This is a genomic window from Xenorhabdus littoralis, from assembly GCF_033949345.1.
Classification (GTDB): domain Bacteria; phylum Pseudomonadota; class Gammaproteobacteria; order Enterobacterales; family Enterobacteriaceae; genus Xenorhabdus; species Xenorhabdus littoralis.
Genome location: NZ_VCDP01000069.1, coordinates 1 through 20758, shown reverse-complemented (window position 1 = coordinate 20758; position 20758 = coordinate 1). Strand labels below are relative to the sequence as shown.

Sequence of the window (20758 nt, the reverse complement as noted above, 5' to 3'; positions counted from 1 at the left end):
TCACCAGTGACTTGTTCGGTAATGCCAAGCAGACGACCCGGTAGGGTGTTGTCCTCATACTGAAAGGTGCGGGTGACGGCCTGACTGCGGTCTTCTGCTCCGTTTTCATCCGTTCCGATGTTGTTTACCACCAGAAACGGCCGTCCGGCGGCATCGTTGAGCGCCACGGTAACGCCAGCATCGGCACTTTTCGTGCGCAGCACGGCACCGGCCAGGTTGGTCAGATACGTGAAGTTCGCCAGCTCGGCATCGTGCAGGCGCGGGTCGGCGCTCTGCGCCAAGACACCACGCGCATCGTACTGATGGCGGGTGATGCGTTCGTCCGTTACCGCCGGAGTGGTGGGATGACGGTGGTATTGTATCTCCCGCGCGGTCAGGCCGCGGTTGTCGAGCACCGTGACCGTCGGGGTTCTGAAATAAAGTGTATTGTGGGTCATAATCTTGTCAACTGTAAATGAATTGGAAAAATACCGGCAGAAAATCTGCTGGCATGGCGTTAAGCAGAGGGTGGGGTCTCCGCGAGGGTGTCATTTTCATCCTCGCTGACCACAAACCAGGGCGTGAACAGCGTACGGCGCAGCCCACCTTTTGCCGTGATAACCTGCCATTCCCGCCCCACCGGATCGTAACAGTGGGTGTCGGCATACAGATCCTGCCGCGCGCTGTCATCGCTGAGGTACTGCCAGGCATCCAGGAAAAATGGCTGGTAGGTTCGGACAGGTTGTCCTTTGCCGTCATACTCGGTTCGGCCTGAAACCGCCCAGCGGGTTGGGGTATGGGCAACAACGGGTTTTCCTTTCGCGTCCGTAATAAGACTGCCGTCTGCGGCACGTTGCCAGGCCTCTCCCGACGCATGGTATACCGCACTTTGCAATAAACGCCCAAAGCCGTCGCTGTAGGTGACGCTCTTACGCAATTGTTGTTCAGGATCTGTGTCATAACGGTCAGTGGTCAGAGCCAGGACATGGACAGGCTCCCGCGACGCCGTCAATGCCTGCCCATCCCTCACGATACCCTGACGTTGTTGCCAGCGACGGAAACCCAGCGCACAAACCCGCTTATCTTCTGTCACCACACCCGCGTCAAGCAGTGCCTGCCATGTAAAGCCTGCCATAGATTCCTGACTGGTGTGCGCCAACGGCATCCAACTTAGCGGCGCATAGACCATACAGCTGGCGACCGGAAGATTGGGTTTCAGGCCGAGTGCCTCTTCCACTGAGGATGGTGGTGTAAATGGGCACTCTTTAGGTGGGGTGTAACCCTGCGGAGTGCCTGCCTCTGTCCCCCAGAACCTGCTGGATGACACTTGTCCTAGCGCGTTCAGGGTGATGTGTTGCCGGTTGTCATTCGCATCCGTTATCTGAACAGGCGTCAGGAAGCGGTAATCATAGGCGGCATTCGTGTACAGGCCGGCTGCATCCTGCATGCGAATGACGGCACAATAATGGGTATCCCAATCAATGGCGTTTTTTCCAATCTGTACCGTAGCGCGTTGAGCCACCGGACGGTAAAATGCCTCAGCCCCACCGTAATCGGTATATCCTTGACGAGCTACCCAGACTACCGATTCTGCACCGGTATTGAATGGGCGTGGCACCCGCAAATAACCGGCCTCCGTTAATGTTTTTTCCAGTGCTTCTGGGCTGAGCGAGTCATCGAAAGCCTGCAACGCCACCTCATCAAAAACCGCGGTTTCGGTATAAGCCACCAATGCTTGTCGGGTCGGATTTTCTTCGGGGCTGGTATATGCTACGCGCTGATGCCCCAAATAAGTCAGGGGTGTCCCCGGGGCTATCAGACTGTTCTCTGTCAGCAAGTCCTCTAGGGTGAAACCTTCTCGGGGTATCCGCTCTGCCGGATAGACCCAGGCATCGCTTCGCACGACATCAGGCAGTCCCAGTACCTGATATTCAGTGTCAGTCAGGTGATGGTAACGTTGCCGTTGTCGGGTAAGCCGCAATTGCTGTTGCTGATCATCATAGCTGCTGTCGAATAATGTCTCCGGCAACGTATCCGGGTAAGGTGACACCGAGGGCTTAGGACGACGGGGATAAGCAATGTCGACGGTCTCCCGTGGGAAACCGTAGCAGTCACTGTTCAGCACCACCTGCTGATGGCATTGCGGATCATCGGCAATACGTTCGTACTGCCAGGTTCTTTGTTCAATCACACTCGGCCAGACTGTCGGTGAGTTACCCGGTAAACCTGTCAGAAGCCGAACCTGGGGTCGGCTGTCCATGACGGTATAGGGAGTGCCAGCCTGTGCGGTGCCATCGTCGCCATAGACCTCACTGTGCAACGGTTGGCCTTTTAATGCCCGGTGCAGCCAGTAAGCCTCTTCCGTTGAGGGAACGAGCGTGACATCCTGTTCTTTATCAGGGTCAAAATGCGTAAAGCGGCAGGTAAAAGGTGGGAAAGCCTGTTTGTCACCGTGCCAGAATTCATCCGCCAACAAGGTATCGACGGCGTGAATCCCCGTGGCAAACCAGTTGATCGTGATAGCGGGTGACAGTGGGCCTGTGACTGACGAATGGGTTGCCTGTGCCAACTGGTCGCTATCTTTCTGTCTTACCCGGCCAAATCCCCGAAACTCACGTTCCCGGCCATCCCAGGTGCCATGGGCATAATCCTGTTCTGAGGTCAGTCGATTACCCGTGATTTCATCCTGTACTTCAGTACGCCACAACACGTGGATGGGAAAGGGCAGATAACTGGTCACAGAACGCCCCACGTTTTCGGCCTGGTGTTTTTCATCCAGCCAGAACTGTGCCGAACTGCGGTAAAAAAGGGTGGTTTCTGCACCCATATTGTTGTTGATGGTATTCAGCAGGCCGGGTTTGTATTCGGTCATATCCAACCGCCAGTGCTGCACCGTCATATGGGGAACAGTCAGAATAACGCTGGATACGCCCAATCCCTGCGTATCGGCGATGTGTAACTGACAGGTCCGGTCAAACCGGACATCCTCAGGCAGATTGATGCGTACCGGCGCCGCAAATTGATTACCGCTTTCATTAATAAACAGCTCCAGATAGGTGCTGTGGACATAGAGAATGTCGGTGGTGCCGGAGCCGTCAATATCGGCTAAATACACTTGGTCAGGATTAAAGTTTTTGGCTGAAACCGTCAATCCGGCCAGTCTGATGGGGTGTCCAAAACGGCCGTGTCCGAGATTAGGCCAGCACATCACACCGTCAGCGGCAATCTCCACCAGATGTTGCTGACCGGAACCCAGCATATCGGCAAAGGCGACCAGTTTTCGTTCATCCGCGCCCGGGATCGGTAATGTCATGCCGTCGGACTGGATAACGGTGTTGCCTTTTTTCCAGCCCGTTTGTTGGTTAGCATACAGGCGCACACTGCGTGGCCCAATCATGACCAGATCAGCCAGCCCCGCGCCAGTCAGGTCGGCCAGTTGTGCCTGAGGGTGAAAATACTCGATCGGCAAAGCGGATAACGGGACAAAAGGAGACCACTGCCCGTTTGGTGCTAGGGTGTGATAACCATTGACCCCGGCGGCGGTGACGACCCAATCCAGCTTGCCATCCCCGTTGATGTCCATCAGTGAGGTATTATTCTGCTGGGCGGGGATTTGCGGCAGTGGTTTTATCTCACCATAGGCCACGGCATCGCGTGCTTCCGCCGAGGTATCACGCATAGGAGAGCGATACCACCACGTGTGGGGCGAGTCCTGATAAAGGATGCCCGGTAAGCCTTCGCCATACAGGTCAACGAACTGATACGGCTGTAGTGGGTTAAACTTGTCCAACTGCGGCATGGGCTGCCAGGCCATCAATGATGTGGTATCCAGCCGTTGATAATCCAGCGCCAACGGTGGCAGAGTAACGGGCGTCCCGTCATTTTCATGGGCCACCTGACGGGCCGAAACCAAAGTACTGGCACAATGGCTCAAATCATACGCGAGCATCAGACGGGAGACCAAAGCCGGTGTTTCAGGGGCAGTGTCTTCGCCGGCTAACGCTTTCAACTGATGAAACATCAGCACCTGCCGGCACAAACGGCGGGTACGAATTTCAAAGCCGTATTCAAACCGGGAGAAACAATCTTGGCGAACAGGCCAGTTTCCAGACGTTGCCTGAAACGCAGGCACGTCATACAGCGAGCTTGCCCGTTCGCCGTAATCAAACACCAGATGAAATAACCACTGGTCATTGGCAGGCAGCGCTTTATCCAGAGCAAACAGGCTCGCCTGTGGCGTGATATTGCCGTAATGAACCTGCATCAAATAGCGTTGTGCACCGGATAACGGGTGCTGCCCTTTTTCAGTTTCACCGCAGCCGGTGTCATCTTCGGCACGGTATTGGTAGTAAACGTGCTCGCCGGTGGGTGTCACGGTTTCTTCCAGTAGCCACTGAGCGATCTGGCTATCGTCAGCCGGGTTAGCCACCCGGGCGTGGACATTTTTTCCAAAGAGATGGACTTGACCTTCCGGGCTGAATATCACCCAGAAGGGTTTTTGCGTCCTGTTCTGTACAGGCTGCCAGTATTCCAGCTGGCTGAAATCATGAATGATACGGGGTTGATAACGGGTCACCTGCCAGCTCTCATCTAACATTACCCCCTGCAACAGATTAGTGATGCGGATATCCGGCTTGCCCTGTTCATTTGGGGCAATATGCATGACGTCGCCCATTGGACTCAAAAAAGTATCGTTGCCCTCATAACGCGGCACGCCATGTGAGGTACGCAGACTGATAGCCATGGGAGCAGACTGCCATCCCATGCCAAAGGCACCATTGCCGCTGCCGCTGCTGTAGGTAAGGGACAGCGCAGGAGCCGTGCCGCGCCCACTAGAAATGGGTAGTGGCAGAGATAACGTCACCATTCCATTGGAACCACCAGTAGTAAGAGATTCACCTATTCCCTGAATAGCACCACCGCCTTTAGGTAGTGATGGTGCTGCTATCGTAATATCTTGACTCTTTTGCATATAAAGCTCCATGTTGGCTTCTCTGATCCGATTCCCACTATTTACTGCTGACGAAAGTGTTTATTATTTTCTCTAACCAAACCAGACACCTCATTAGTAAATGCTGTATTACCCGTCTGAGCGGTATAACGAAACTCTACGACAATGTCTTTCAGTGCATTAATGAGCCTGGATTGTTGAAGTTTATCTGCGCGAGGAAAATCCAGACGCCAAGAAGATATCGCTCCGGTCCCTTCAAAAGGCAGGTAACGTTCGTCATTTATATTGGTGTATAACACCCCAGTTTTATTCTCCTGATTAGAGATAACGATACTTTGACTAACCCGAGGATTGGAAAGAATACTGGCTGGCTTAATGGGGATATCTCCGCCTTTCTCCGGATAGTAATATTTCAAAGCGGCCATATCAGGGCTGAGAAGGGTTTCACTTGATGTCTGAGTCAGTGTTGCCTTTATTTCTTCATAGGGGCCAAGTAACAGAGGCATATTAATCGATATGTTGACAATCTGACGCAGGTAATGTCCAGGATAGTCACGATCAAAATCTAAAGGTGATAAACTGAAATCAAATTGTCCCGTTTCTCTGATTTTTTCCACGACTTCATCCCATGTCAGAGAATCAATCGTGTTTTCCACCCACTGCTTCAATGAGACCGTTTTTACAATTTCCAGACGTCGGTCGTGGCGCTTTAAGTACGTACTTTCCATGTTTAATAGTTGTAGCTTCAACGCCTCACCCGCAGTCAGACCAAAATAGTTATCAAACCACACATTAGGCTGAATAAAGCGAGCCTCATAGTCCCCCATTTCATACCGCCAGCACGCTTCAACACTCAGACACAGAGAAGTGACTGCATCATAGGCCTGAAAATAGAAGGTAGACATCTGGCTGATCAACCATTGATACAGTGCTGAACCCGTGGTACGTGTCAGCAGGAGTTGATAACGCACTTTGGCTTGCTCTTGTTCTTTACGAGCTTGATCAAGCTGCACCTGAACCATTCTCTTTGCATTTTGAGCACTTTTAATTTGTTCATCGAGCATCTCACCTTCAGCAGCAGCTTGATCATGCTGAAATTGCCACTCTTCACGGCGTCGCCGATATTGTTCGCTTTCTGAGGTGACATAAGACATGACTCTTTTTTCGCTCGCGGAAATGCGATGCGCCCAGCCGAGTGCCCTGGCAGGTCCCCCCCAAACTGAGCCTCCCACGCTAGTACCGAATAGATTTGGCACGAGATCGGCAATCGATGCCGCAGATTCCATTCCCGCTGAAGCTTGTTCATAAGGGATAGTTTCCTTACGCTTATCCATTGAGTCTCTTTCTGCGGAAGAAATGTCATCGTCCTTGAGCTGGCGGTAATACGCTTGCCGCTCGGTGACGACTTTTTTACTTGAAATCAACGTATCAATAGCCGCTTGCTGTTGTGCCAACGCGACTTCTTGTAGCTGTACCGCAAAGGCCGACAGTTCATCCATCTGCGATTGCACCCGTTCTTCCTGTAATGCCTGTTCCTTCTGTTCACGATACTGCCTGACCAGATCACCAAAACGGGTCAATGTCTCCACCGCGTTTTGTACCCGTGGTAACAGGGCGCGGAAGCGATACGGCAATATCGGCGCCAATGCACTGACGGCTCGCTGTGACAGGCCTGAAGCACTGCTTTGAGCTCGTAGCAGGTCGCGTGGGTTCACCGGTGCCGCATACATCTCAAGCAACATCGGTTTGCCATCAATGGTCAGATTGTTGTGCAATGTGTCCAAACGCTGTTGCAACGTATCCCATAGTGCTATCAAGTCTGGATTGACCGGAGTGCGAAACACGTTAGAATCATCCAGTACCTTCCAGTGTTCATTTCGTACTTTGCTCACTTCTGGCAACAATTCCGGTAAAAAACGCGCCAGCGATCCATCCAATACGGTGGCGTCAGTCGATAACGCTTCCAGGGTCTTCGGTGTCCAACGCGAGGCAACCAGCACATCTGGACGAGGCCCCAGTAATGCTGTAACGCGTGCATAATGTATCCGTGCCTCCGTCAGTGCATCCCGCGTCAGGCGGCGGTACAAGGCATCTCCCTGCGCCAGAATGTTGCGGGCATATTCCATGAATATCGCTTTTTTGTAACGTTCCGGTGTTGAATAGCAGATGGCATCCGGATCAGCCACACGCCCTGCTTCCTGCTCCCAGGTATAACTGCCGGGTTCCAGCAGCGGACATACCCGCCAATAAGGTGTTTTGTTGGCATTATCTTCGCCTTCATGCACCCGGATCTGTGGATTAAAGATGTAGTGATACCAGTTTTCCGCGTCGCGATATCTAAACTCTTGATGCAGACGGTTGGCGACGGCATGAGGAATATGGAAGAAAATTTCCCAGAAATAACGGCCATTGGCGCCATGAAAATCCAGTGTATTCGGAACACCTACAGCATTCGATGGAGGTGCGACTTCAGGTGTATTTTGCGCTTCCCAGCTAAATAAACTGTCCAAAGATAAAGAAGCACGGCCAACAAGTTGAGCTGCAAAAGTGGTATTAAGACGGATATGGGTAAGGTCAGGTAGCTTTTGATCTTGCAGAGCGAGATATTCCCCTCCGTTTTCCTGAATAATATTGGGAAAAATTGAGTTTTCGGCACCATAATACGCAGAATCACAAACGTTTATTTTAGATCTAAAGAATTTTCCATAGATTGCACGTACGTTACCCTCAGCAGGTAGCTCTAGAATATCTTCTACTTTAATGCATTGCAGACGTGAATCGAGTGTTAATACTTTTCTTACATATCGACTAGGCCTATCATCCAATTCATACATCACATCAAATGAGCCATTTTTACCCTCTGTATTTTTTCTACCAAAGAGGACAAGGGCAGTTAATTTCAGCTTGTCAGTCGGCCAATTAGGATAAATTGCTAGCACAATTGGCGTAGACCAGGTGTTATTTAGTTTTTGATAAATAATTTCAAGCTGGTATGTGAATGTTGTCTCGGAGGGATCTGAACTGTCAGCGGGCTGTTCCAATTTTTTAGTAAAATAGACAACATGCACGCGATTATTAATCCAGATAATTTTTGGATTAATTATTTCACCTGTTGACAGTTGAACCTCTTGCCATTCACTCCACGCTGTAGGTGATAGCGAGGCTTTACCATCCACATCCTGAATAATATTTTTCGCAGTACGCCAGTAAAAATGGTCAGGCTGCAAACGCGATTGCCCCAGAAAAACAAACTTCGAATCAGTAACATTATTCCCGTACAAATACCCTGCTATTGTTGAAATATTACAGATCTTTTCTAGTTTGCTGAGGTAATTCTGAACTGCCCGTTGAACACTTTGTGTTGAGATACGGTTTTGTTTGATTTCTGATAGGAAATCAGCAAATGCGGTTGTCTTATTTAACCGTAGCTCTGGATCGATATAATTCTCGGCATAATTAAGAAGCAATTTATTGGCTCCCCAAACCGACATATCACTGTCAATATACTGCCATTGATTCAACTCTTTTTTATCAAATCCGTTAGTATAACCCGGCTCCATATTATTATAGATTGCATGATTAAGCTGAAGAAGGCTGCTGATTCTATGCGCAATAACGGTTGTCTTCGCATCCGCATTGATCAGCGGGTCAATGAGCAGATAATCGTAAAGTTCTTCGACGGTATTAATGTTGAATTTTTGCAAAGATCCCGTGTGAGGAAACACCTGGCCGAGGCAATATGCAAGCAGCCCATCGCGGTAGCTCTCCTCCAGCGTGTTAATAAAAGTCTCAGACATGGTATACCTACTTATAAAAATATGTTTATCAGGACATTCTTCCGGCTAGAGCCAACTTAAGCTGTTTCCTGGCCGATAATCTCTGGTCAAATAGCCTTTTTACCTTGCTCCGGCTTCTTCTGTGTCATCAGCGAAAATCTCTTTTTCATCGTTATCCAGACGTTGATTGACTGCCTGGGTAAACGTGCTGTTTCCCGGAAGGGCCATATATCTAAGATGAATGATGATATCGTCCAGCGAATTCAGAAATGTTTGTTGATCTTCCTGATCGTGTAATGGGAAGCTTAATCGCCACTGTGATATAACACCGGTTCCTTCAAAGGGCAGATAACGCTCATCACCAAAATCCAGCATAAATTGACCGTGATCGTCGAAACCCGAAGATAAGGCGATGCTCTGACTGACGCGTGGATTAGAAAGTAAGCTGGCCGGTTTAGCTGTCGTCAGCCTATAAAGGTAATCGAGCGCGGATACATCCGGTTTAAGCAGAGTATGGCTAGTCACCTGTGTCAGCATTGCCTTCACATTTTGATAAGGGCTAATCAATCCTGACATTGTGACAGAAACATTGACAATCTGTCGCAGATAGTGGCCTGGGTAATCATGGTCAAACAGAGAGGCATTCAGTTCAAAATCTAACTGACCACTTTCAAGCATTTTGTCCCAACTGCTGAGATTGTTCTTCGCCGCATTTTTGAGGAGTTGTTTTAATGAGACAGTTTTCACAATTTCCAGACGCCGTTCATGACGTTTCAGATGAGCGCTTTCCATGTTAAGTAATTGCAGTTTCAGGGCTTCACCCGCTGTCAGACCAAAGTAGTTATCCAACCAGACGTTGGGTTGAATAAAACGGGTGTCATAATCGCCCATTTCATACTGCCAGCACGCCTCTGCGCACAGACACAATGAGGTGACGACATCATAGGCCTGAAAATAAAAGGTCGACATCTGGCTAACCAGCCACTGATATAAACCTGATCCTGTGGTACGTGTTAACAGGAACTGATAATGCGTTTTAGCGTGCTCCTGCGCTTTCCGGGCCTGATTCATCTGTATTTGAATCATTTCCTTGGCGAGTTGGCCGGCATTAATTTGCTCTTGAATGCTCTCTATTTCTGCTGATGATTGATCACACATAAACCGCCACTCTTCACGACGGCGACGGTATTGTTCGCTTTGGGAGAGTCTGTCCGCACTCATTTGCAACGAAATGCTCTTCGCACGCAAGCCACTGGCCGTCGCCCGGAACGGGGCACCGTAATTTATTCCTCCCGTGGCAAAGCCAAATACATTAGGTGCTAAATCGGCAACGGCTCCGATGGTGTCAAAAGAGGATGCAGCGATTTCATGTGTTGAAGATGCGGTCAAAAGATCCATAGACTGAGATTCAGCCGCTGAAATATTTTCGTCATACAGGGCAGCATAGTATTTTTGGCGTTGTTGCACCGATTTCTGGCTTTCGGCCAAAGCATCGATAGCCGCCTGCTGTTGCTCCAATGCCGCTTCCTGTAGTTGTACCGCAAAGGCCGACAGTTCATCCATCTGCGACTGAACCAGTTCTTCCTGCAATGCCCGTTCTTTCTGTTCACGGTACTGCCTGACCAGATCACCAAAGCGGGTCAGTGTCTCCACCGCACTCTGTACCCGTGGTAACAAGGCACGGAAGCGATACGGCAATATCGGCGCCAATGCGCTGACAGCTCGCTGTGACAGGCCTGAAGCACTATTTTGTGCTCGTAGCAGGTCACGTGGGTTCACTGGTGCCGCATACATCTCAAGCAACATCGGTTTGCCATCGATGGTCAGATTATTGTGCAATGTGTCCAAACGCTGTTGCAACGTATCCCACAGTGTTATCAGGTCTGGATTAACTGGCGTGCGAAAGGCTTTGGGATCATTCAGTGCTTTCCAGTGCCCATTTCGCACTTTGTTCATCTCCGGCAACACCTCCGGTAAAAAGCGTTCCAGTGAGCCATCCAGTACGGTTGCATCCGTTGACAACGTTTCCAGGGTGTTCGGCGTCCAACGCGAGGCGACCAGCACATCTGGGCGAGGCCCCAGTAATGAGGCGGCGCGTGAGTAATGTACTCGTGCTTCCGTCAGTGCGTCACGCGTCAGACGTCGGTACAGCGCATCTCCCTGTGCCAGAATATTGCGGACATACTCCATGAATATCGCTTTTTTATAGCGTTCCGGTGTTGAATAGCAGATAGCATCGGGATCGGCCACGCGCCCTGTTTCCTGCTCCCAGGCATAACTGCCGGGTTCCAGCAGCGGACGTACTCGCCAGTATGGTGTTTTGTTAGCGTTATCTTCGCCTTCATGCACCCGGATCTGTGGATTAAAGATGTAGTGATACCAGTTTTCCGCATCACGGTAGCTGAACTCTTGATGCAGGCGGTTGGCCACAGCATGAGGAATATGGAAGAAAATTTCCCAGAAATAGCGGCCATTGGCACCATGAAAATCGAGCGTTTTTGGCAGATTTGACTCTGCGGGTGGAATTGCTTCCAGTATATTTTGCGCAGCCCAGCTGAACAAATTCTCCAATGAGACGGAAGCACGGGAATAAAGCTCTGAAGCAAATACGGTATTCAGACGAATATGGGTAAGGCCATGATTACCCACTGCATTAAGGGCAAGATACTGACCCCCATCGGCTGCGTATTCAATATCCGGTAGCTGCAAAGCCTTAGCCTGCGTAATTTCTAACTGAAAAGCATAATGATTCGGTTTGCTTGGCAAAGGCGTATTGCCATTTCCGGCGTTATAATCTCTCCCGGGGGTAACATAGGTTTCCATATGATAGCGACCGAGGATTGGGAGAAGAGCACCATTACCACTCCCTTTACGCAAAGAAAAAGTAAATGGAGCGTTAAATTCGTGCCGTCCCCTTGCCGTTACCGTTCCCATTATTTTCTGCTGATTCGTTCTGTCAGCGCCCGATTCATTGGGGAAAAAATAACTTCTTACAGTGGCGTCCTGATACAACGTGTCAGGAATAAAGGATGTCAACACAAAATCAGAAACCATGCCTGACAAAGAGATTTGGATTGCACCGGCAGGAATATCCGTACCCAGATTGCTTAAATATTTTCCAGCCTCATTCACTGCATCTGAATTTTCAAAAGTGTATCTAGTACCATTAATTAATAATAGATTTTCATTATCAAAAATAACCTGATTATTAACAATGATTTTTACATAAAAGGGGACTATTCCCCAAATAGAGTATGGCGTTATATACGCGATATAACGGCCATCCTGTGTTCTGCGCTGGAAACATAAATCAATCCGCATTGCACCTAAAGCAGAAAGCCAGGGATTGGTGTGATAGCGCATTTCTTTCGCAGCACGATAACTGAAATCATCCTCATAATCTGTACTCACAGAGATATAAGGAACATAGACATCATTTCCGGATACTTTTTCTTTTTTAAATTCCAGCTTAGGGTCAAACAATCTGGCTCGACATTTATACTTCTCTTTATTACTCCAGGGATCATCAGGAAGCGGTTTAATACTCAGATTAAACATACTTTTGTCTGTCGCTTCATAAATAAAGCCATATAGCTGTAATTTACGTGAGCTCATTAAACCATAAATATCTTTATATAAAGGGTTGTTTGACAGATCACTAATCGCTTTAGACTCCATCCATCCGTTAAGCGAAAGTGCCTGAATGTCATTTTTTTCTATTTTGTAAATCACATCCAGGACTTCGCTGCTTCTGTCTTTATCATAACGTCCCCGCAGCACCATACCCGATTGCTCATAATTCCCGTTGGGAACCTCCATGCCCGTGTAAGTTTTCAATACGGTCGGTTCAGACCATTGGTCATTGAGTCCCAGATAAATGGTTTCCAGACGGGTGGTATAATGCTTATTTTTTACCTCTTGATTATCAGATTGTTCTGGCACACTGGAAAAATAGAACAAGTAAAGCCGATGATTAAAATAAGCCAGACGAGAACAAAATACACTTTGGGCGGCGAGATTGATTTTTTTCCACTCACTCCAACCCGCAGGGTTAGTTGCCCAGTTATTGTTATCCTGCTCGTAGAGAATATTATCTGCTTTACGCCAATAGAGATCATTGGGGGTCAGTGGATTTTGACCTAAAAACCAGAAATTGGCATCTGTTGCTGTCGCATTGTCCATATAGCCGGAAACGGTAGAAATATTACATAATTCTTCCATCTGGCTAAGGTAACTCATCACCGATTTTTGTACACTCTCTTCAGAAATACGGCTTTGATTGATTTCATTAACAAAATTTGCAAAGAGATGAGTTTTATTAAGACGAAGATTGGGATCGATATAGTTTTCCGGGTAGTTTTGTAACAGCTTATTCGATGCCCAGATTGACATATCGCTGGAGATATTATTCCACTGTTCAAGCTCTTGTCTGGAAAAATTATTCGAAAAACCCGGTTCCATACCATTATATACAGCATGATTGCGCTGAAGCAGGCTGCTTATCACATGGGCAACACGCGTGGTTTTAAATTCCGCATTCATTTCTGGATCAATCAGCAGATATTCATAAAGTTCATCAACGGTATCGATGTTAAATATTTTAAGTTTTTCATCATTACAGAATACTTGCCCAAGGCTGTAATCCAGCAGGGCATCACGGTAACTTTCATCAAGTTGTTTGATTACGGAAAGAGTATTTGACATAGTTTGACTCATTATCTAAGCGTTTAATTAATATACTTTCTGCGGAATTATTATTTTCCGCAGGCTTATTAGTAAAATATTACGTCAAAACATTTTGGAAATATCTAGAATGACCACATCTAGAGTTGGTTTAGTTAGTGCATCAATACCTATATTTTTAGCGCTACCTGGATAGTAACTGGGTATGGAATAGTGAAAATCATTATATTTAACGTTTGGATCTTTAGATCTATAATTAGGACCTGCGTATCTAATCCACTCGTCGGGTATGTGGTGGCTGAAGTAATGAATAGGAATACCCTGATTATTCTGAGAGTTAATATATAACTCATTACGACTTATTGGAATTTTAAATTCAACATCAAATTCACTAGAATACCATCTTGTCATATTACCAAAGATAGCTACATAAAACGAATCTTGAATAACGGCCCCATCTTGAAGCTGTAAACTCAATGTGATTTCTTTTCCTCTTAAGTTATCCCATAGACTATTATTCGGTGAATTACCAGCTTTTATCGTGTCTATATATATCGATCCGATTCCGTTATCATCAACATTTTGATAGTTTTCGAAATATTTTTTAGGTATATTTATTCCAAATTGTTCAGCTGGTGTTGAACCTGCTAGGCAACTCAAAACTTTATAACTAGTTTTTTTGATATCAGAGTTGAGATTATCAGTAATTTTAAATCTAATTAAAGCATTTAAATTAAGAGAAACAAAAAATATTCTTTCTAGTTTATCATCATGTAACACTGTTCTTCTGATAGCATCAGGAATAGATTGTTGCGGTTCTGATTCTGATGTAATCAATTCTAATGAATAACGCATTTTCTTTGTAATACTAAATTTAGCAATATCACCATTTTGCGTTATTGCCTGTAATTTAGATGTACCATATTCATTCGGAATAAAAGTAAATGTAGATTCTCCATGTGAGTCTGTCTCAGTCACTATAATGGTAATATCATTAGCTAGCCATTGAATAGGATAATTTGCAACTTTTGGTTCTATAACAACGCTACAATCCACACTAATTTGATCTGGCGTATATATTGTTTCAGATGACTGATGTTTCTTAACAATTTTAACTGGTGGAATTACTTTTATAGATTCTGATTGTTTTAGTTCAGTATCATCACTTTTCGCGGTGATTACACATGAACCAACTTTTGTAAAAGTAATCGCGCTATTACATTTACCATCTATATCTGTTCTGACAGTAACAGGATTAAATACTCCGCTTTCGTCTCCTAGAAAATTAAACTCAACGAGCTTATTAATTAAAGGTTCTCCATTAACTCTTAATAGACGACATTCCACTGGATATTCTTTATCAAGAATAAAGTAACCCGGTGTTAAATTATCAATAGCAAGAACTTTAACATATTCTATATAAGGTACATCATTAATAAGCACTGGATAAAAATAAATTTTTTTATTACGTGCCTCACAAACAACTTGGGTATTACCAATAACATCATTTGCTGTTAAGTAAACAGATGATTTTCCTGTCTTATTAATCAAGGTTAATTGCTGTGTTAATTTTCCTTTATCTGTATTCCATAAGATTTTTTCATCCAGTGCTACGTTGTCATAAATATCTTTAAGTAAAACAGTAAATAGTGCTTTATCTTTTCCATCTGCTTTTATCTGACGATCAACAATATCGCCGACTGCGGACATTTTGAGTTTATTTGGGTCATAAGTCAGCATCACTGAAGGCGCAACAAGTTCTCTCTCCAGACTATAGATCGCCGTGACTTTGGCTTCTCCCATCAAACTGCCTCCTGACAAAGAAGCTTGACTCACTCCATTCTCATCTGTTTTTGTGGTAACAGTACGCAGTGTTCCCAGTGTCGTTTGCCAACGGATTTGGATACCAGCACGTGGATTACCATACGGATCAAGCAATTTTGCGGTAAATACGGCGACTTGTTCTGGTGTGTCTGGATACTTATTCTTATCAATCGCAATCAATGTTTCTTTATCGACGGTAATTATTGAGGTATCGGTTTGCCCCAGTTCGCCCGATTGAGAGACAGCCGTGCTTTCATTGCTGGTACCAAGACTGCTCAGCGCAGCTTCAGCGGCTTCACGGTAGGACATTTTGTCGCTAAATATCGTCAGATGAGAAAGGGTGATCAATTCACGAACTCCCGCTTTAATACTGACCTTAGCCTCCCGCAGACGGATCATAAACGCCAGTTGCTCCATTGTTGTCACGAAAGTCTCATTCATCTGATAAAGTGAGTCGAACAAATCGATAATCTCTTTCACCGCGAAACCAGTAAATTCTGAAACTTTTAGCGCGCAATCTTCACGGTATAGCTGTAATTCTGATTCTGACAATTCGTTCAGATCAGGAATGACTGAAGCAAGCTGCAAGTAGTTGAGGATTAACGTTTCTTCACGCCCCAGCGCTTTCAATGTGGTTGCATAGCAGGCCAGTGAATAGAGGGTAATAAAATCCAGTTCTTTGACCACATCGTCTTGGACACGGAACGCATCAGGATGGCTTAATTCATACTGCTTAAACAGATAACGCCGCGGATAATTGCGGAAACTTTGTAGGAAACCCGCACTTAAGTTAAAAGCCTGACAAATCTCAGCACGTTTACTTATTCTGTTGACCAGACTTAAGAACGCATCACCATCCACGATACTGATACTGGCTGTCGATGAAGAAGCAATCCGGATCACATGTTGCAGCACCTGATAGAAATTGCCACCGGACCAGAACAAAATTTCTCTGGCTTGATCAGCGTTCAAGCTGAAAGTGTTAGATAACGTTTCCCAAACCAGTGCTTCCTGATTCGCTTTAGCCGACATGATGATGGTTGAGAGTTTGTAAATAATATCCGGATCACGCGTTTTATCTTCTTCACTGACTTTTTTTGCCAGTTCTGTTGCTAACATGCTTTGATAAGAGAGGGGATCTGTGTAGCCCAAATCTTTAACCAGCCCTGGCATTCCCGGAATATTCCCTTCACTACTCCCATCATCAATAAAATCAGACAGAGTTTGCATCCAGGTTTTAGTACCACCGCCATTGCTCTCTTCAGGAGGTAAAACGCCACCATCAGAGAAAGATTTCTCCGTGATCAACGTCGGGTTGACTTTGGCATTCATTTCCTTAACTAAGTTAAGTTCCCGATCGGTCGCCACCGGCATTTTACTGACAGGCAACAAGACATGATAAAGCCAAAGAATATCTATTTGATTGGACTGACACCATTCAATGGCATCGGCTAAATTGTCCATGATATTGAATGTGTCAGTCACCGAGCTATATTGATTACCACTCACCTCTACCCGACAGAGTTTGGTCAGGAATTGCTGCCCACCATCATTAATAATACTCAGCAGAGCCAGAGCAGTTACCGGCTCCACGCCAACACCGCGTGAAAACGTAACAACGCGATAAAAAGCTGAAATTACCGCAATAGACCAGGTTATTTTTTCTGGAATGAAGTCATCTGCCTGAGCATTTGATGAATTTAACGTTTTGGCAATCAATCTGCCGATAAAAATAAAGGTATCGTTATCAATGCCCAGAGCAGCGCACAGCAATGCAATTTTCTTTTGTTCACTTTCTGAACGGCCAACGATATAGAATTCACTATCATCAATAATGTATTGCTTATCAAATTGATTTTTAAGACGAAATAATGTATCCAATTGAGAAGTACTGTCACCACGGGCATAGACGGAAACAGTATCAATGATGGCGGCAAATTTCGCTGCGGATAAATCGTATTTTTTCCTGAAACGCTGGAACAAACCCAGCCCTCGTAAAGTATTGTGTGTCGGCCACAGTAGGGCAATATTTTGTTCTGTGGGATTTTCGGCACGTAGTAACGCCATCAGCAATTGATCGACTTCCTCAAAACTGAGATTTAACCAACGACTGAGACGAAGAATACGCTGCATTCTGTCAAAACTGTCATCAGTCACATGGGATAAAATGTGATGGGTACTCTTGTCATCACCAGTACCACTGCTGACGGTTTCAATAGTAATAAAGTCACTTTTACCGGCATTGATAAACACGGAACCAAAAACAGTGGGTGAGGCAGGTGCAGCAACATTATTGCTCACATAATCGGAACGTACCGGCATGAACTTTTCAATTGATAATAGCGATTCAAGTTCTGCGTGGCTAATTCCCACCTTAATGCAAAAATCTTTTGTGTTCACTAAATCTGCTGAGGTCTCTACTCCATAGCATTTTTTATAAAAATCTTTCTGCCGATCGCTGGTTTTGCTGATAAGAGCGGCACGAGGACTGGCGATATATTCATTAAGAACGGCGTCCTGTGAAGCAGGAAAGAACGGTTTTTCCAGCAACAATTCTGCTTGTGCCGGCCCCATAAAAGTATCCAGCATCTGAGCATCATTGGTTTGATCGGAATGTAAGCCCGGTTGCTTAAACCAAGGATAAGCAATATCACAGGTGCGAATCATATCGCCCAGTGACCCATTTTTTTCAGTTAATGATTTATCCGTATGTGTTTCACGTTGCTTATCCAAAACATAATTAATTTGATGTTGGTAACGCTCATAAGGTAAACCGAACGGGTAATAGGTTTCAGCCAATACATCATCAACCGTCGTGCCAACAGGTTTAGTTTCATTGATATATTTCTGGATAGTGGCCTTAAGTACCTGGTTGTTCAATTTAAGAACGGGCACTTCTTTGGAGTAGGCATCATTATCGATAATCGTTTCAGAAATATCTGAGCGGCGGCTAGCTAAGGGAATATTGACTGGTGCATCTTTTGCTTGCGCTTCCAGCTTTTTGGTAATTTGGTATTGTTCATATAAAAATCCTACCCCTGATGTTGGGTCTTCAATCGAACCCGGCTGGCTACTATTTATCACATCAGGCAAAAATTGATCGCTGTAACTTGGCCCAGATACCAGGCTACGAACGCCGGTTTTTTGAGAAGATATTTGCTGCCGGGATGTTTTCTGGCGATCTTCACGGCTACGTGTTGCAGCCACGGCTAAAGCCGTTTCCCATTTAGCAAGAAATTCTTTAAGTTCAGCTTCTGAAGTATATTTTTCAAATTCTCTTAATGTGTCTAGATTGAGCCGGGTTGGCGAAATATTTGATGTACGCGACAGGGAATGAAGTCGTTCAAGAATGTCGTGTGAGGTGGTTAGTTCCGTGAGTTTTTTTTGTTTTTTGTCAGAAGTCTGATCTGGCATGATAAACCTCGATAATTTATCAAAGAGTGATAACGAATTTAGTCTATTAAAATGACATGTTTAATTATTACTTTGCAGTTTGATATGGCATATCACAGTAAGAATAATGGTGAATAGCTTTAATTGCATAAAGGCAATATTAATTTATATAAAAATAGATCCGTTCCAATAACTCGCTCTCGGGTATGTTATGTGTTTCTCGCATCTTTTATACGATATTGAGTGTTATTAACAATAGTGTATTTAACTATGTCATAGGTTTTAGTTGATATATATTTTTTGTTACTACTACATCTAAATAAAAATAATATTACTGCTAAGAATAAAATCCAATAGTTAGTGACCATTTCTTAATCCATTGTTTGCAGTTTAATCTATTTTTGGTGTGTAGTGCCGTACTGTTCAGATTGTAAGTGTATACATCAAGTGCATGAGTCACTCCATAAGCACATCCTACAATAAATGAAAAACTCAACACTGACTTCTTGTAACCTGAGCTCCATTTTCCCGTGTCACACTGCGCATCCAGTCAGGCAGAGAATCTCTGTGACAACGACGACAATGATAGAGATTAAAAAAAACAAACAAAACATTATACTTTTAAATCCAATTAAAAAGGTTTTTATTCCTGATAAATACATATTATAATAATTAGCATCCAGTAATAATAAAAAAAAACACACGAAGCAGCAGTAAATACTCCTTTAAAAACAGGGGGTAGTCATTCACTCCTTTTAAATAAAACCATTGACGAGCAAATGGAAAATCTATAGATCTGTTTTTTTTAAGGAAGCTCTTAATCTGTTTGGAATCAAGTCATTGAAATACGTTATAAACCTTACCATCATATACTCACCTGCAGACAGGAAACTGTCATTACTCAACGATAGCAATCATGAAATCACACTATCAAACCAAGCGGCGCGACTGCTGCTTGAAATGGCCACTAACAGCAATGAGACTCTTCATAGGGAAGATTTATTGAAAAGGGTATGGGAGGATTATGGTTTTACACGTTCAAACAATAGCCTCAATGTCGCTGTAAGTGAGATTCGAAAATCATTTGAATCCCTGGGAAGAGATCCAAAGATTATCATCACCATTCCTAAAGTAGGTTTTCGTTTTGAGGGTGTTGTAGAGCCAGTCATTAAACAGAGTGAAAATAATGTTTTTCCTATTGATGAAAGTGAGGCGCAATTAACGCAGTCCACTGATAAAACTATTTTCATAAGACCCAAAAAACAACAAATAAAAAAAATCGTTATAGGCATGACATTCGTTTCCCTCTGTAGCTACGCTGCTTATGAAGCTTTTATTAAATTCAAACATCTAAACGTACGCCATGAAAAAACAACATTTCTTGATAGCATTGGAAAATGTGACATTTATGCATTGGGCGATCTCCCAATAGATGTGGGTGAGAATTATATTGATATAGCCAAACAAGATATCAACAAAGAAATCATTAATTGCGACCTCGCAAAGGGGAATATTTACTACAAAAAAACACGCAGTGGCAGTCAGGACACACAAATTAGTTTTATCGGCATATGTGGCTTAGACAAAGATAACAAAACTAAAGACTGCAGAAGCATATTAAACAACATTGGTGTAAATCGATGAAAAAAAACCATGGGTTATATATTGTGCTTTCATTGTTTTCCATTACTTTGATAATGGTATTATTTGAAATTATCAATGTAAGCAATAAAAAAAATAACATCGAGATTCGATGTGCGGGTGAGTTCACTTCACGTAGAAAAGTTAATAACACTGATTTCGCCAATTTAAATGAAAAAATTTTTTTATTTCTCTATGGTAACGGGACAGGTTTTTTGACACAGAAAGGTGTCCTGTCAATCGGTAATAAAAATTACATCATCAATCGTGAAGTGAAGATTGATTACACTGATTTTGATAATGATCAGATATACATATTCAAAATTATCAATGTAACATTGCGCGCTAATGACAATATCCCACCCAAGGTTGATACGATATTCCCCATATTGGGAAAAATGCCGTCATCCTCTTATATAAATATTACGTCGGTTGATAAAGATCTTTATATTTTCAACGAGCTTTCGGGGCCTCTTTTCTTGTGTAAACGATTTTAGATATCCCAGCCCCC

At 44.8% G+C, this 20758-nt stretch carries 6 protein-coding genes and 2 pseudogenes; 2 read left to right on the top strand and 6 right to left on the bottom strand.

Going from position 1 to position 20758, the window contains the following annotated elements; genetic code table 11:
- The 6 genes and pseudogenes from FE394_RS16135 to FE394_RS16115 form a co-directional block, all read right to left on the bottom strand.
- Positions 1-437, bottom strand: a pseudogene (locus tag FE394_RS16135) (RHS repeat protein); the annotation flags it as partial.
- Between the two features lie 59 nt (positions 438-496).
- Positions 497-2974 (bottom strand): toxin TcdB middle/C-terminal domain-containing protein, encoded by a 2478-nt coding sequence (locus tag FE394_RS19970; RefSeq protein WP_419836353.1) that lies wholly within the window; start codon positions 2972-2974, stop codon positions 497-499.
- Between the two features lie 1023 nt (positions 2975-3997).
- Positions 3998-4846: pseudogene (locus FE394_RS19965) on the bottom strand (SpvB/TcaC N-terminal domain-containing protein); the annotation flags it as partial.
- A 146-nt stretch (positions 4847-4992) separates the two neighbouring features.
- Positions 4993-8727, bottom strand: a complete 3735-nt coding sequence (locus FE394_RS16125) for a Tc toxin subunit A-related protein (RefSeq protein WP_319927384.1) — start codon at positions 8725-8727, stop codon at positions 4993-4995.
- Positions 8728-8826: 99 nt separating this feature from the next.
- A complete protein-coding gene (locus FE394_RS16120; RefSeq protein ID WP_319927383.1) occupies positions 8827-13410 on the bottom strand; it encodes a Tc toxin subunit A-related protein in 4584 nt (1527 codons plus the stop codon).
- Positions 13411-13494: 84 nt separating this feature from the next.
- Complete coding sequence (locus tag FE394_RS16115) at positions 13495-18627, bottom strand: Tc toxin subunit A (RefSeq protein ID WP_319927382.1); 5133 nt, start codon at positions 18625-18627, stop codon at positions 13495-13497.
- A gap of 819 nt (positions 18628-19446) precedes the next feature.
- On the opposite strand from FE394_RS16115, the gene FE394_RS16110 reads away from it, so the two are divergent.
- Both FE394_RS16110 and FE394_RS16105 read left to right on the top strand, forming a co-directional pair.
- Positions 19447-20250 carry a winged helix-turn-helix domain-containing protein gene (locus tag FE394_RS16110; protein WP_319927381.1) on the top strand — a complete coding sequence of 268 codons (804 nt, stop codon included), beginning with the start codon at positions 19447-19449 and terminating at the stop codon, positions 20248-20250.
- Positions 20247-20744 carry a hypothetical protein gene (locus FE394_RS16105; protein WP_319927380.1) on the top strand — a complete coding sequence of 166 codons (498 nt, stop codon included), beginning with the start codon at positions 20247-20249 and terminating at the stop codon, positions 20742-20744. The genes FE394_RS16110 and FE394_RS16105 overlap by 4 nt, the downstream gene beginning before the upstream one ends.
- Positions 20745-20758 lie beyond the last annotated feature (14 nt).

Bases quoted from the DNA above. Each gene is read 5' to 3' on its own strand.
- FE394_RS16125 (WP_319927384.1), bottom strand. From the start codon at position 8,727: ATGTCTGAGACTTTTATTAACACGCTGGAGGAGAGCTACCGCGATGGG.
- FE394_RS16105 (WP_319927380.1), top strand. From the start codon at position 20,247: ATGAAAAAAAACCATGGGTTATATATTGTGCTTTCATTGTTTTCCATT.
- FE394_RS16120 (WP_319927383.1), bottom strand. From the start codon at position 13,410: ATGTCAAATACTCTTTCCGTAATCAAACAACTTGATGAAAGTTACCGT.
- FE394_RS16115 (WP_319927382.1), bottom strand. From the start codon at position 18,627: ATGCCAGATCAGACTTCTGACAAAAAACAAAAAAAACTCACGGAACTA.